The 14,830-nt window shown below is 65.2% G+C and carries 14 protein-coding genes; 11 read left to right on the top strand and 3 right to left on the bottom strand.

Annotated elements, in window-relative coordinates:
- Positions 1-127: 127 nt before the first annotated feature.
- From ACTUWL_RS25475 to ACTUWL_RS25435, 9 genes are all read left to right on the top strand, one after another.
- Positions 128-592, top strand: coding sequence for a DoxX family protein (locus ACTUWL_RS25475; protein WP_021077197.1), 465 nt, complete (start codon positions 128-130; stop codon positions 590-592).
- A gap of 89 nt (positions 593-681) precedes the next feature.
- Entirely contained in the window at positions 682-2,472 is a 1,791-nt protein-coding gene (locus tag ACTUWL_RS25470) for a thioredoxin domain-containing protein (RefSeq protein ID WP_021077198.1), read from the top strand.
- A gap of 321 nt (positions 2,473-2,793) precedes the next feature.
- Complete coding sequence (gene bufA2, locus ACTUWL_RS25465) at positions 2,794-3,057, top strand: BufA2 family periplasmic bufferin-type metallophore (protein ID WP_021077199.1); 264 nt, start codon at positions 2,794-2,796, stop codon at positions 3,055-3,057.
- Positions 3,058-3,241: 184 nt separating this feature from the next.
- Positions 3,242-3,499, top strand: coding sequence for a BufA2 family periplasmic bufferin-type metallophore (gene bufA2 / locus ACTUWL_RS25460; protein WP_021077200.1), 258 nt, complete (start codon positions 3,242-3,244; stop codon positions 3,497-3,499).
- 104 nt (positions 3,500-3,603) lie between these two features.
- Positions 3,604-4,503: an MNIO family bufferin maturase gene (gene bufB / locus ACTUWL_RS25455; RefSeq protein ID WP_021077201.1), complete on the top strand. Its 900-nt coding sequence runs from the start codon at positions 3,604-3,606 to the stop codon at positions 4,501-4,503.
- Positions 4,500-5,285 (top strand): HvfC/BufC N-terminal domain-containing protein, encoded by a 786-nt coding sequence (locus ACTUWL_RS25450; RefSeq protein ID WP_021077202.1) that lies wholly within the window; start codon positions 4,500-4,502, stop codon positions 5,283-5,285. The genes bufB and ACTUWL_RS25450 overlap by 4 nt, the downstream gene beginning before the upstream one ends.
- A 9-nt stretch (positions 5,286-5,294) precedes the next feature.
- Positions 5,295-6,071, top strand: coding sequence for a creatininase family protein (locus ACTUWL_RS25445; protein ID WP_021077203.1), 777 nt, complete (start codon positions 5,295-5,297; stop codon positions 6,069-6,071).
- Positions 6,068-7,057, top strand: coding sequence for a 50S ribosomal protein L27 (locus ACTUWL_RS25440; protein ID WP_021077204.1), 990 nt, complete (start codon positions 6,068-6,070; stop codon positions 7,055-7,057). The genes ACTUWL_RS25445 and ACTUWL_RS25440 overlap by 4 nt, the downstream gene beginning before the upstream one ends.
- 97 nt (positions 7,058-7,154) lie before the next feature.
- Positions 7,155-8,843: a SulP family inorganic anion transporter gene (locus ACTUWL_RS25435; protein WP_021077205.1), complete on the top strand. Its 1,689-nt coding sequence runs from the start codon at positions 7,155-7,157 to the stop codon at positions 8,841-8,843.
- A 256-nt stretch (positions 8,844-9,099) separates the two neighbouring features.
- On the opposite strand, the gene ACTUWL_RS25430 is transcribed toward ACTUWL_RS25435, so the two are convergent.
- Together ACTUWL_RS25430 and ACTUWL_RS25425 are read right to left on the bottom strand one after the other, a co-directional pair.
- Positions 9,100-9,273 (bottom strand): hypothetical protein, encoded by a 174-nt coding sequence (locus tag ACTUWL_RS25430; protein WP_021077206.1) that lies wholly within the window; start codon positions 9,271-9,273, stop codon positions 9,100-9,102.
- 448 nt (positions 9,274-9,721) lie between these two features.
- Positions 9,722-11,146 (bottom strand): FAD-binding oxidoreductase, encoded by a 1,425-nt coding sequence (locus ACTUWL_RS25425; protein WP_021077207.1) that lies wholly within the window; start codon positions 11,144-11,146, stop codon positions 9,722-9,724.
- 133 nt (positions 11,147-11,279) lie between these two features.
- Here ACTUWL_RS25425 and ACTUWL_RS25420 point away from each other — a divergent pair, with 133 nt between their 5' ends.
- Positions 11,280-11,795 carry a thioesterase family protein gene (locus ACTUWL_RS25420; RefSeq protein ID WP_021077208.1) on the top strand — a complete coding sequence of 172 codons (516 nt, stop codon included), beginning with the start codon at positions 11,280-11,282 and terminating at the stop codon, positions 11,793-11,795.
- A gap of 10 nt (positions 11,796-11,805) precedes the next feature.
- On the opposite strand, the gene ACTUWL_RS25415 is transcribed toward ACTUWL_RS25420, so the two are convergent.
- Positions 11,806-11,979, bottom strand: a complete 174-nt coding sequence (locus tag ACTUWL_RS25415) for a DUF1328 domain-containing protein (protein ID WP_021077209.1) — start codon at positions 11,977-11,979, stop codon at positions 11,806-11,808.
- Between the two features lie 281 nt (positions 11,980-12,260).
- Here ACTUWL_RS25415 and ACTUWL_RS25410 point away from each other — a divergent pair, with 281 nt between their 5' ends.
- Positions 12,261-14,774, top strand: coding sequence for an ATP-dependent helicase (locus ACTUWL_RS25410; protein ID WP_021077210.1), 2,514 nt, complete (start codon positions 12,261-12,263; stop codon positions 14,772-14,774).
- Positions 14,775-14,830 lie beyond the last annotated feature (56 nt).

Below are 14,830 nucleotides of genomic sequence, written 5' to 3'. Positions count from 1 at the left end.
CAACCTGGCCTCTCCCCGCGAAACTCCTGCCAAGACGCGGCCGTAACTTTTGGTTCGTGCCATTTGACGCCGTTCGTCCTGACCGCCTGCGCAGACGGCACAGCGAGATATTCGGGAGGGGTTTCGCATGAATTTCATCGTCAACCTGCTGATCCTGCTGCCGGCGCGGATCGCCTCGCACTTTGCCTGGGCCGGTCCACTGCTCATGCGGATCATCGTCGGCTACACCTTCATGCTGGCCGGCTGGGGCAAGTTCACCAACCTCGCCCAGGTCACCGAGAACTTCGCGGGCTGGGGCATTCCCTTCCCGACCATCCTCACCCCCTTCGTATCCGGCGTCGAATGCTTCGGCGGCGTGATGCTGATCCTGGGCCTGTTCACCCGCATCCCGGCGGCGATGCTCGCGGTTGTCATGATCGTCGCGATCAAGTCCGCGAAATGGGGTGACGTCGACTCGCTGGAGACGCTGCTCGGGTTCGAGGAAGCGACCTATTTCGCCGCCTTCATGTGGCTCGCGATTGCCGGTCCCGGCGCCGCCTCGCTCGACCGCCTGCTGGTCAACCTGACGGCGGGCCGGAAGGAGCCGACCTGAGAGGCGTCCCTCACAATCCCGTGACGTGGCGAGCCCCGGTCTCAATCGACGCGTAGCTGGCACAACCAAGCGCTCACCGAGGGCCCGCCATGTCATTCGTCCGCCTCGCCGCCGTTCTCGCCGTATTGGCCGCATCGCCTGCATGGGCGGCCGACAGTCCGGCATGGAGCGGCTGGAGCCACGATCTGTTCGCACGCGCCACGACCGAGAAGCGCTTCGTCATCCTCGATCTCGAAGCGGTGTGGTGCCACTGGTGCCACGTGATGGAGAAAACGACCTACGCCGACCCCAAGGTGCAGGAGCTGCTGGCGGCGAAATATCTCCCGGTCCGCGTCGACCAGGACGCCAATCCGGACCTCTCCAGCCGCTACGGCGATTGGGGCTGGCCTGCGACCATCGTGTTCGCGCCTGACGGCAGCGAGATCGCCAAGATCAGGGGCTATATCGAGCCGGAGCGGATGCAGTCGCTGCTCAAGGCGATCATCGACGATCCCTCGCCGGGCCCGTCGGTCGGCGAGGCCTTCGCGATCAAGCCCGCCGCGTCGGCCTTTCTCGGCAAGGCGCAACGCGCCGAACTGACCAAGACCTTCGACGAATCCTACGACGAGACGCTCGGCGGCTGGGGCGAGAACCAGAAATATATCGACGCCGACAGCCTCGACCTTGCGATCAGCCGGGCCGAAGCCGGCGATGCCGCCGCGACGACGCGCGCCAGACGGACGCTGGATGCCGCGATCGCGCTGATCGATCCGGTGTGGGGCGGCGTGTTCCAGTATTCCGAGGCCGGCTCGTGGAGCCATCCGCATTTCGAGAAGATCATCTCGTTCCAGGCGCAATATCTCCGGCAATACAGCCAGGCCTATGCGCAATGGAAGGACCCGAAATATCTCGCGGCGGCGCGCGATGTCGAGCGTTACCTCACGGAAGTGCTGCTCAGCCCCGACGGCGCTTTCTATGTCAGCCAGGACGCCGATCTCAATCACGACGTCGACGGCCATACCTATTATGCGCTGCCGGATGCCGCGCGCCGCAAGCTCGGCCTGCCCCGCATCGACACGAACCTCTATGCACGCGAGAACGGCTGGGCGATCTCGGGCCTCGTCGCCTATTACGACGCGAGCGCCGATCCCAAGGCGCTGGCGATCGCCGAGCGCGCCGCGAAATGGGTGCTCGCCAATCGGGCGCTGCCGGACCGCGGCTTCCGCCATGGCGACAAGGATCGCGGCGGCCCGTTCCTCGGCGACACCGTGGCGATGGGACAGGCGCTGCTCGATCTCTACGCCGCGACCGGCGATCGCGACTGGCTGGCGTCCGCGGCAAAGGCCGGCGACTTTGTCGCGACCTTCCGCGACGAAACCGGCGGCTTCTTCACCTCGAAAACGTCGGAGGGAACGGCCGGTGTGTTCGCAAAACCTGCAAAACTGATCGACGACCAGATCCAGGTCGCGCGCTTCATGAACATGCTCAATCGCTACACGGGCAACGAAGGCACGCGCGAACAGGCGGCGCATGCGATGCGCTATCTCGGTGCCGCATCGGCAGAGATGCCGCGGCCGATGCCTGGCGTGCTGCTCGCCGATGAAGAGCTGGCCACCGAGCCGACGCACATTACAATCGTCGGACACAAGGACGACGCCCGCGCCCAACGTCTGCATGCGATCGCCCGCGCCCTGCCCGCCCGCTACAAAAGGCTCGAATGGCTCGATCCGCGCGAAGGCAGGCTGCCCAATCCCGACGTCGACTATCCCGACCTCGGCGAGCCCGCGGCCTTTGCCTGCGGCAACCGCATCTGCTCGTTCCCGGCGTTCAGCGCCGAGGAATTACAGGCGAACGTGGCACAGATGGCGAAGCTGAAGCCGGCGCGCGCCGCGCAAAACTGATTAAAATACCGACTGTGCAGTGCAGCAGGCCGATCGGCTCGGCGCAACGAAATACTCTTTGGCCGATGGTGTTTGATATGGACCGGGCGTCCAACCAGGACCAAACAAAATTTTCTTTTGAAACGCTGTAACCAAATCGCCTGATACCCCGTAGCTGATCCTGGACGAGCACTCAAATCGCGGGAAGCACCGCGCCGCGGACGCCCCTGCGATCTGATTGTTCTCCGAATGTCCATCCGTTGTGCGGTCCGGGATCGAACGATCGTCGGATGCTCACGGCGCCACGTTCATTGTTTTCAAACAATCATCGAGGAGATCGTCATGAAGTTGAGTTCGAAGTCCGGCGCAACGCTTGCCGTCGCCGCGGCCACCCTGTTCCTCGCCGGCTCCGTGGTTTCGACCACCTCGACGGCCGCAAATGCCGCCACGGGCAAGTGCATGGCCGGCAATGCCTGCAAGGGCCAGAGCGCCTGCAAGGGCGGCGCCAACTCCTGCAAGGGCCTGAACGCCTGCAAGGGCACCGGCTTCTCGCTGAGCTCCGAAAAGCAGTGCAACGCGATGGGCGGCAAGTTCGTCAAGGGCTGATCGCATCGTCCCAAGAGGGCCCGGCGACTGCGCCGGGCCTTTCCACCGCACGACGCGGATTAATGATTCCAGCATGGGTAACCAAAGCGGACCATATCCGTAGCTATCTTTGGGTGCAGCCTTCGGCCAACTCACACGGTCCGCAGGCGGCGCACCTTCAACCATCTTGCACAAGGAGACGCACATGAAGCTTACAACCAAGTCGGGTGCCACGCTTGCCGCCGCCGCTGCGACGCTTTTCCTGGCCGGAGCCGTGGTGTCGACGCAGTCCTACGCTGCCAGCGAAGGCAAATGCGTTGGCGCCAATGCATGCAAGGGCCAGAGTGCCTGCAAGGGCGGCAATCACGCTTGCAAGGGTCAGAACGCCTGCAAGGGTCAGGGCTTTGCGGAGATGACGAAGGCCGACTGCACCGCGGCGAAGGGCAAGTTCAAGGCCGGGTGAACGGATCAGACCACGCGGGGGCCCGGTGTAGGCCGGGCCTCGTTTCCATGATAGTTTTCTGAAGTTGGGCGCCACGATCCCGGCGCCGGAAGCGCGGAGCGGCCATGAACGTTGCGAGCCGATCACCGGACAAGTCGGTGCTCGCAGAGCGCCCGCTGCAATCGGCCAAGCCGCCCTTCCTCGGCTTCGGCCTCGGCCTGCGCGCGCAGCATTATGACGAGATCCTCAACGGCGATCCGCCGATCGACTGGTTCGAGGTGATCAGCGAAAACTACATGTTGCCGGGCGGCCAGCCGCTGCGCATCCTCGACCGGATCTGCGAGCGCTATCCCGTGGTGATGCACGGGGTTTCATTGTCGATCGCCTCGACCGCGCCACCCAACTTCGACTATCTGCAGGGCCTGAAGGACCTCGCACGGCGCGTCCAGCCGAAATGGCTGTCGGACCATCTGTGCTGGACCGGTGTGCACGGCAAGAACCTGCACGATCTGCTGCCGATCCCCTACACGCGGGAAGCGCTCGATCATGTCGTGAGCCGCGTGCAGCTGGTGCAGGATTTCCTCGGCCGCGCCATCGTGCTCGAGAATGTCTCGACCTATGTGCAGTTCAACAATTCCGAGATGACGGAGTGGGAATTCCTCTCCGAGCTGTCGCGCCGCTCCGGCTGCTGGCTGCTGTTCGACATCAACAATGTCTATGTCAGCGCCTTCAACCATGGCTACGACCCGATGGCCTTCCTCAACGGCATTCCACCCGATCGCGTAGTGCAATTCCACATGGCCGGCCACAGCCATATGGGGACGCACATCATCGATACGCACGACCATCCGGTGTGCGAGGATGTCTGGGACCTCTATGTTGCAGCCTTGAAGCGGTTCGGGCACGTCTCGACCATGATCGAACGCGACGACAACATCCCGCCGCTCGACGAATTGCTGCTCGAGGTCAAGCGGACCCGCGAGATCGCGGAGCAAATCCTGCCCGCGAGAGCGCCGGCGCAATGAGCGAATTCGCGCGCCAGCAGAGCGACTTTCAGCGCGCCATCCTGACCGATGACGGGAGCGTCTTGTCCGAAATCCTCGACAGCCCGCGGGAGAATCGCGAGACGCTGCTCGGTGTTTACCGCTACGCCTATGGCTCGCGGCTGGTGGAGGCGATGCGCAATGATCACGAGCTGCTGCATCGCTTTCTCGGCGACGAGATGTTCGACGACATGGGCCATGCCTACGTCAAGGCAAGGCCGTCCGAGCATCCGAACCTCCGTTGGTTCTCGCAAGGGCTGCCGGGCTTCCTGAAGTCCACGGAGCCGTACAGCAACCATCCCGTGCTCGCCGACCTTGCCGCGCTGGAGAAGGCTTTGAACGACGCGTTCGACGCCGCCGAGGGCGCCGTGCTTGCTCTGGAGGCCATGGCCGGCTTCGCGCCCGAGACGTGGAACGACCTGGTGTTCCAACCGCATCCGAGCGCTGCCCGGATCGACCTGTCGACCAATGCCGTCGCGCTCTGGATGGCATTGAAGAACGATGAGGCGCCGCCCGAAGTGGAGACGCTAGCCGGGCCTGCGCGCGTCCTGATCTGGCGGCAGGACGCCACGCCGATGTTCCGCGAGCTGCCGACCGAGGAAGCGATGATGTGGGACGAAGCCTCCGCCGGCATTCCGTTCGGCGTGCTCTGCGAGATGCTCGCGACCTATGACGATCCCGATAACGCCGCGGCGCGCGGCGCCGGCTATCTGCACGGCTGGATCACGGCGGGACTGCTGACGGCGGCATCCATTCGCGAATAGGGGCGCGGCATGAGCGCCGACATCGTCAGCCAATTCATCGAACGCCTCAGCTGGGACAAGGTCGCGCGGCACATTGCGGCTGGTCGACCGGCGATCCTGCCGATCGGTGCCGCCGCCAAGCAGCACGGTTTTCATCTGCCGCTCAACACCGATCGGGTGCAGGCCGAGTGGTTCGCGGCGCAACTGGCCGAACGCATCGATGCGCTGATCTGGCCTACCGTCACCTACGGCTACTACCCCGCTTTCGTCGAATATGCCGGCAGCGCCAGCCTGTCGGCCTCGACATTCGAAGCCGTGGTGCACGAGATCGCTGCAGGCATCCTCGACGGCGGTATCGGCACATTGTTCGTGCTCGACACCGGAATCAGCACACTGGCTCCGGTCGAACGCGCGCTGGCGCGCTTCGACCCGGCCAGGGTGACGCATCTGCGGCTCTACCAGGGCCCGCGCTTCAGCCGCGTCGCCGGGCAGATCGCCGAGCAACGCCATGGCAGCCATGCCGACGAATTGGAGACGTCCCTGATGCTCGCGCTGGCGCCGGACCTGGTCGAGCCGGAACGCGCCGAAGCCAGCCCGGTGCTGCGGCAGGAGGTGCCCGGCCGCCTGACGCCATCGGACGGCAATTCGCCGAATTACAGCCGGTCCGGCAGCTACGGCGATCCGACGCTCGCGACACCAGCCAAGGGCGCGGCGCTGCTCGCGGCCATTCTCGACGATCTCGACGAGCAGGTGTCCGTGGCGCTTGGCAAGAACGCCATGCGACCGCAGCCCGGCACGTCGCGATGAACGGCATCTCGACATATCGCGTGATCGCCGGGGCGATGCTTATCGCTGCGATCCTCATCGGCATCGCGTCCTGTCATATCAAGGCACAGTCCGAGTTCATGCGCGGCGAGGGCATGCCTTACGACGCCTTCGACCGGCTGCCGAAGACCGATCTCGATGTGCCCGGCGGCACCATCCACGTCGCCTTTGCGCCCGGCGATATGGCGCTGCCGAAGGACAGGATATTCGACTGGGTCAGGGCGTCCGCCCGCGCGGTCTCGATCTATTACGGCCGGTTTCCCGTCAGCTCGTTGCGACTGCTGATCGTGCCGGTCGACGGTTCGCGGGTTCGCGGCGGCACCACGTGGGGCTATCGCGGCGCCGCGATCCGCTTGCCGATCGGCCGCGACGCCGGCGCCGACGACCTCAAGCGCGACTGGGTGATCGTGCACGAGATGGTGCACACCGCGCTGCCCGACCTCGACGACCGCTATGCCTGGCTCTCGGAGGGGCTCGCGGTCTATGTCGAACCGGTCGCCCGCGTGCAGGCCGGCGACCTCACCGCGCAGGAGATCTGGCAGGCAATGATGCGCGACATGCCCAAGGGCCTGCCGCAGGCCGGTGACCAGGGCCTCGACAATACCGACACCTGGGGCCGCAAATACTGGGGCGGCGCGATGTTCTGCCTGTTCGCCGACGTCGAGATCCGCAAACGCACCGGCAACAAATTCGGGCTGCAGGATGCCATGCGCGGCGTGCTCGCCGCCGGCGGCAATCACGAAAAGGACTGGCCGATCGGGCGGGTGCTCGCGACCGCCGACAAGGCCGTCGGCGTCGACGTGCTGGAACGGCTGCACAGCGCATGGGGATCAAAGCCGGTGACACCCGACCTCGCCGCCCTGTGGCGCGATCTCGGCGTCACGCTGCAGGGCAACGGCGTCACATTCGACGACGGCGCGCCGCTGGCGGCGATCCGAAAGGCAATTACAGAAGCGCGTCCGCACTAGCCGCTGTTCGTCGCGGCAGCACACGGCCCAACTCCGCTGGCTTTTGGCAGCGCGATGGCGGACTATCGCGAATCGCCGCAGCCCGCGTGGGAGACCGATGCCCGAAGCTGATCCGACATCCGCCCATTGGCCGATCTTCCGTTCGCTCAGGGCGTTCAAACCGAGCGACCTGCCCGGCGACCTGATCGCCGGGCTGACGCTGGCCGCGATCGCGATCCCGGAACAGATGGCGACTGCGCGGCTCGGCGGGTTCTCGCCGCAGATCGGCTTCTTCGCCTTCATGGCGGGCTCGCTCGGCTTTGCGATGTTCGGCGCCAACCGCTTCCTGTCCTGCGGCGCAGACTCCACGATCACGCCGATCTTCGCCGGCGGACTGGCGCTGATGGCGACAGCAGGTTCGCCCGACTATCAGGCGTTCGCGACGGCGCTGGCGCTGCTGGTCGGCGTGATCATGATCGCCGGCAGCCTGTTCAAGCTCGGCTGGATTGCCAATCTGCTCTCGACGCCGGTGATGGTCGGCTTCCTCGCCGGCATATCCGTCCACATCCTGGTCTCGCAACTGCCCGGCGTGCTCGGCCTGACCACGCCGGACGGGCCGACGCTCTACAAGCTCGGAGTGCTCGCCGGGAAGATCGACCAGACCAATGTCTACACGCTGGCGATCGGGCTCGGCGTGCTAGCGCTGGTCGCCGGATCGGAGAAGATCAGCGCGCGGATTCCGGGTGCGCTGATCGGGCTTGTCGTCGCCACCATCGCTGTCGTCGCCGGCCATCTCGAAAGCAAGGGCGTCAAGGTGGTCGGCACCGTGCCGGGCACGCTGCCCAAGCCGTCATTTCCGGACATCGCACCGGAGCGATGGATCAAGCTGCTGTCGCTCGCGATCCTGATCGCCGTCGTCGTGATGGTGCAGACTGCGGCGACGACGCGCTCGTTTCTATCCGATCCGGACAAGCCGGCCGACGTCGATCGCGACTTCCTCGGCGCCGGTGCCGGCAGTGTTCTGGCTGGACTGTTCGGCGCGTTTCCGGTCAATGCCAGTCCGCCGCGGACCGGCATCGTGTCCGAAACCGGCGGTCGCACGCAGCTGTCAGGGCTGTTTGCCGCGGCCATCGTGCTCGCACTGCTCGCCTTCGGGGCAACGCTGCTGCAGCACGTGCCGGACGCCGCGCTCGGCGGCGTGCTGCTGTTCGTGGCGCTGCGCATCATCCGCGTGGCGCAGATCGTCTTGATCTTCAGCCAGTCGTTCTACGAATTCCTGCTGGTGGTGGCGACGGCCGCCGCGATCATCGTGCTGCCGATCGAGCAAGGCGTCGCAGTCGGCATCGCGCTATCGCTGTTGCACGGCATCTGGACCACGACGCAGGGCCGGCTGGTGGAATTCGTCCACGTCCCCGGCACCACGATCTGGTGGCCGACGGGCCCGCACACGTCAGGCGAGCGCAAGGCAGGCATCGCGGTCGTCGGCCTGCAGGCACCGCTGTCGTTCCTCAACGCTGAAGGCTTCTACAGCGGCGTGCTCAAGACCATCGGCGCGGCGGCACAAAAGCCGCGGCTGCTGGTGATCGAGGCCAGCGGCATGGTCGAGATCGACTTCACCGCGGCGCAGGCGCTGCGCGATCTGTTTCGCGAATGCCGTGATGACGGTGTGACGGTGGCCGTGGCACGGCTGGAATCCACCCGGGCGCAGGACGCGTTCGAGCGCTTCGATCTCTATGAGGTGCTGCAACGGGACCACGTCTTCCACAGCGTCGACGAGGCGGTGCGTGCGCTGGGCGGGCAGACGTAGATTTGATGACGTCGTAGCCCGAATTGAGCTCCGCACCGTCCGGGCTTCAGGCCGCTGATTTCGGAATATTGGAAAAGTATCCGTGAGTTGCCCGACGTGTCAAGTGGCTTGATCGAACGTCGTTTGGTCGAACGCCGGCCGCCGCCGACTGCTTTGCATGGGGTTGTTTTCGATATTTCGACAAGGCCCCCCGGGAGAGGCGCGCCGGACGTGCTGCAAGACCGATCGAGCCCGATTTCCGCTCGGGTCGAGCGACTCAAGCCTGCTCACTCTGCAGCGTCGGATGCTCCTTCAGCAGCTCCGCCTTGATCGAGCCCGCGTGGATGGCACGGAACAGCGCTCGTCCCGTCTTGATGTTGTTGGCCTTCATGCACAGACCAACGATCTCGCGCACCGCGGAGTCCCGCACCAGTTCGTCGGAGATCTTCATCGCGGTCTCCATCGCGACCTTGGCGGCGCGCTCATAGCGATCGCGCTCGATCTGCCGCTGCTTTGGTGAACGCTTGCCGGGCGAGCCGATCGCCTCGGCGCAGCCGGCCGCATGTGGCAGATCGCACGGATCCGCTGCGCAGCCTCAATGTCGCCGAGCGGCTGGGCGACGGGATCGTCCCAGATATCCGTGCGCTTGACCTTGTTGAACAACCACATTGCCGTGCCTCGAAAGCGCGGCAAGCATAACTGGCCCTGGTGCAACCTGTGAATGGCGGAGTCTGCGCGATGCCGAGCAAGCGGCGAGCTATGGCGCTAGAGCCACACCGCGCCGCCCGCTCCGCGAAATAGACGTGCGAAGCAAGAAGCCAAGTTTACACTGCGTCACACGCGGGGCAAAAAAGTTCCGCACACGGACGCTGACGAATCCTCTGCGGCGTGACGACGCCTCACGCCGCAGGAACGATCTTTCCGGGATTGAAAATGTTTTGCGGATCGAGCGCGAGCTTCAGCGCCCGCATCGCATCGAGCGCCTCGGGACCGAGCTCGGCCTTCAGATATTTCTGCTTGCCCTGCCCGATGCCGTGCTCGCCGGTGCAGGTGCCGCCCATCGCCTGCGCACGTTCGACCAGCCGATGCATGAACTCCTCACCGCGCGCCATCTCGCCCGTGTCGTTGACGTCGCAGAGCATCGAGCAGTGGAAATTGCCGTCGCCGACATGGCCGACGATCGGCGACAGCAGATTGAGCCGCTTCAAATCCTCTTCGGTCTCGGTGACGCAATCGGCCAGCCGCGAGATCGGCACGCAGACGTCGGTGGCGACGACGCCGATGCTGTCGCCGGGGCGCAGCGCCTTGACGGACCAGTAGGCGTCATGCCGGGCCTGCCACAGTCTGGTGCGGTCCTCCGGCTTGGTGGTCCAGGTGAAGTCGCCACCACCGCATTCCGCGGCGATGTCGCGGAAATTCTTCGACTGCTCGGCAACCTCGACCTCGCTGCCGTGGAATTCGAGCAGCAGCAGCGGCGTCTCGGGCAGCGACAGCTTCGAGTAGCTGTTGCAGGCCTTCACCTGCGCGGCGTTGAGCAACTCGATCCGGGCGACCGGGATGCCGGTCTGGATCGCGAGGATCGTGGCCTGGCAGGCGCCGCGTACGGTCTCGAACGAACACGCGGCGGCCGCGATCGTGTCGGGAATGCCGCGCAGGCGGATGGTCAGTTCCGAGATGATGCCGAGCGTGCCCTCGGCGCCGACGAACAGATGCGTGAGATCATAGCCGGCCGACGACTTCTTGGCGCGGGTGCCGGTCGTGATGATCTCGCCGTCGCCGCGCACCACCTTCAGCGCCAGCACGTTCTCGCGCATGGTGCCGTAGCGCACCGCGTTGGTGCCGGAGGCACGGGTCGAGGTCATGCCGCCGAGCGAGGCATCGGCGCCGGGATCGATCGGGAAGAACAGGCCCTGGTCGCGCAGATGCTCGTTCAGCGCCTTCCGCGTCACGCCGGGCTGGATCACGCAGTCGAGGTCCTCGGCATGCACCTCGAGCACCTTGTTCATGTCGCGCAGATCGATGCAGACGCCGCCCGCCGGCGCGTTGACCTGGCCTTCGAGCGAGGTTCCGGTGCCGAACGCGATCACCGGCACGCGATTGGCGGCGCAGATCCGCACCACGTCCTGGATGTCGGCGGTTTCCTGCGCCATCACGACCGCGTCCGGCGGCTGGTTCGGCAGCCACGTGGTGGTATGGGCGTGCTGCTCGCGCACCGCCTGCGACGTGACGAGCCGGTTGCCGAACCGCGCCGCCAGCGCATCGATCGCGCGCTTCAGGGCCTCAGGTTCAGGTCGCGTCACATTGCTCGAAATCGTTGTCGCCACGTCAAATTTCCTCCCGGCTTTAGCCGACCGTGGCAAAGCTTGTATAAGGGGTCAAGAGAGCCTGACTTGAAAAAGTGGCCGCCGGAGTCACAGAAAAGCTCATGCTCGCAAGGCAACGAACCGGGGATGGAAGATGACGTCAGAGACTGCCACGAGCGAGATGCCGCTTCCACCAGCCCCGTTCAGATCGTCCGTGATGCAGATCGAGCCGCAATGGATCGACTATAACGGCCATCTCAACATGGCCTATTACAATGTGATGTTCGACCGCGCCATCGACGAGATGTGGCTGCAACTCGGCATCGGGCCGGTCTACATGAAGGCACGGCACTGCTCGACCTTCACCGCCGAATGCCACGTGCGCTACTTGCGGGAAATCCATCTCGGCGATCCCGTGCAGGTTTCGGTCTTCCTGCTCGGCGCCGACGAAAAACGGCTGCACACATTCGAGGAGCTGCGCCATGCCACCGAGGGCTGGCTGTCGGCGACCTCGGAAAACCTCACGCTGCACATCGACATGGAGGCGCGCAAGGTAGCGGCATTTCCGCCTGACATCCGCGCCCGCGTCAAGGCGATCGTGGACAGCTATGCCGGCGTGCCGCACCCCGAGGGCATCGGCCGCAACGTGGCGATGCCCTCGAGAAAATAGCCAGCCTTGGCTACACTCGCGTGCGGCCGCGCGCCAATCCGACCACCGCCGACACCAGGAAAAGGATGATGGCGATGAAGAAGATCGCCTTGGCGATTTCGATCGAGGCGCCGGCGATGCCGCCGAAGCCCAAGATGCCCGCGATCAGGGCGATGACCAGGAATGTGACGACCCAGCTCAGCATGATCAAACCTCTGCTTGGTTTCCTCGCGCCGCCTTTCGCCCGGCGCCATAGCTTGAGGAAACAAATCGGCAGCGGAACGCTGGTTCCTGAGGGTGAAACCGCGAAATTTTCGCCGATTTCAGGAACCAAGCTCACACTGGACTGCTGCCAAAACCGTGACTGCCGTCGGGGATAAAACCTGTCAAAACGGCCGATCAGGCCCTATATGGCCTTCAATCCCTGCTAAGAAAGCTCCCCTTCACCGTCCCACGGTGCCATCGTGGGGCCGAGACGATTCGCCAATGACCGAGCCGAGCAAATTGCCCCATCACGGCGTTCCCGAGCACCAGCCTGCGGCTGGCGGCATCGCCGCGCGTGCGCGGGCGGCCGCCGGTCCGCAATATCTCAACGGCCTCAACCCCGAGCAGCGCGAGGCGGTCGAGACGCTCGACGGTCCCGTATTGGTGCTCGCCGGCGCCGGCACCGGCAAGACGCGCGTGTTGACCACGCGCATCGCGCATATCCTGAGCCAGGGCCGCGCGCGCCCGCAGGAAATCCTGTCGGTCACCTTCACCAACAAGGCGGCGCGCGAGATGAAGCTGCGGCTCGGCCAGATGCTCGGCCAGGCGGTCGAGGGCATGCCGTGGCTCGGCACCTTCCACTCGATCGGCGGCCGCATCCTGCGCATCCATGCCGAGCTGGTGCAGCTCAAATCCAATTTCACCGTGCTCGACGTCGACGACCAGGTGCGGCTCTTGAAGCAATTGCTGCAGGCCGAGAACATCGACGACAAGCGCTGGCCGGCGCGGATGCTGGCCGGGCTGATCGACAGCTGGAAGAATCGCGGGTTGTCGCCGTCGCAGGTGCCGGCGGGCGAGGCCGCCTCGTTCGGCAACGGCAAGGGCGGCAAGATCTACGCGACCTATCAGGAGCGGCTGAAGATCCTCAACGCCGCCGATTTCGGCGACCTGCTGCTCGAGAACATCCGGCTGTTCCGCGAGAACCCCGACGTGCTGCGACAGTACCAGAACCGCTTCAAGTTCATCCTGGTCGACGAATATCAGGACACCAACGTCGCGCAATATCTGTGGCTGCGGCTGCTGTCGCAGGCGCCTGCGCGGCAGGGTCTTCCGATCTCGGCAATCATTCCCGGCGCGACCGATGCTGAACCGGCGAAGGAAGACGCCACCGCGCAACCGGCGCCGGCTCCGCCGTCCGCACCGCCGCGCAACATCTGCTGCGTCGGCGACGACGATCAGTCGATCTATGGCTGGCGCGGCGCCGAGGTCGACAACATCCTGCGCTTCGAGCACGATTTCCCCGGCGCCAAGGTGATCCGGCTCGAGCGCAACTACCGCTCGACCGGCCACATCCTCGCCGCGGCCTCGCATCTGATCGCGCACAATGAAGGCCGGCTCGGCAAGACGCTGCGCACCGAGGACGTCGACGGCGAGAAGGTCACCGTCACCGGCTCCTGGGATTCGGAAGAGGAAGCGCGGGCGATCGGCGAGGAGCTCGAGGAGCTGCAGCGCGCCGGCGAGAACCTCAACGACGTTGCCATCCTGGTCCGCGCCTCGTTCCAGATGCGCGAGTTCGAGGACCGCTTCGTCACGCTCGGCCTGCCCTACCGCGTGATCGGCGGCCCCAGATTCTATGAGCGCGCCGAAATCCGCGACGCGCTGGCGTATTTGCGCACCATCAATTCGCCGGCCGACGATCTCGCCTTTGAGCGCATCGTCAACGTGCCGAAGCGCGGCCTCGGCGACGCCACCGTGCAGCTGCTGCATGACCATGCCCGCAAGCGCCGGATTCCGCTGTTCGAGGCGGCGCGCGCCGTGGTCGAGACCGACGAGCTGAAGCCGAAGGCGCGGGGCTCGCTGCGCGGCCTCGTCATGCAGTTCGACCGCTGGCGCGCCCAGCGCGAGGTCACCTCGCACACCGAGCTCGCCGAGATCGTGCTCGACGAGAGCGGCTACACCGAGATGTGGCAGAAGGACCGCTCGGCGGACGCCGCGGGCCGGCTCGACAACCTCAAGGAACTGGTGCGCTCGATGGAGGAATTCGAGAACCTGCAAGGGTTTCTCGAACATATCTCGCTGGTGATGGACCGCGACGGCGAGGCCGGCGACGAGGCGGTGTCGCTGATGACGCTGCATTCGGCCAAGGGCCTCGAATTCGACAACGTGTTCCTGCCGGGCTGGGAGGAGGGCCTGTTCCCGAGTCAGCGCACGCTGGACGAACAGGGCCGCGCCGGGCTCGAGGAAGAGCGCCGCCTCGCCCATGTCGGGCTGACCCGCGCCCGCCGCCGCGCAAAAATCTATTTCGCCACCAACCGCCGCATCCATGGCACCTGGTCGACCACGATCCCTTCCCGCTTCCTCGACGAGCTGCCGGCGCACAATGTCGAGATCACCGAATCCAAGGGTGGATCGGGCTGGGGCGGCAGCGGTGGCTACGGCGCCTCGCGCTTCGACAACCTCGAATCATTCGGCTCGAGCTATTCCACCCCGGGCTGGCAGCGCGCCCAGGCCAACCGCGGCCGCGGTGGCGGGGGCCGTGGCGGCGGCTTCGAGGAGCGGCAATCATCTTTTTCGTCTGATAGCTTCAGCCGCACCAAGCGCGGCCCAATGGTGATCGAGGGCGAGCTGGTGGCGAAGTCCACCGGCACGACGTCGGAATTTTCGCTGGACGATCGGGTGTTTCACCAGAAATTCGGCTACGGCCATGTGGTGAAGATCGACGGCAACAAGCTGACCATCGCCTTCGAAAAGGCCGGCGAGAAGAAGGTGGTCGACAGCTTTGTGGAGCGGGCGTGACAGAACGGCCTTCTCTGTTCGTAGCCCTTGACCCCAGTTGAATTCACGGGTTGAGA

Source organism: Bradyrhizobium sp. WCU1, from assembly GCF_053474805.1.
This window is presented reverse-complemented; position numbering and strand designations above follow the sequence as displayed.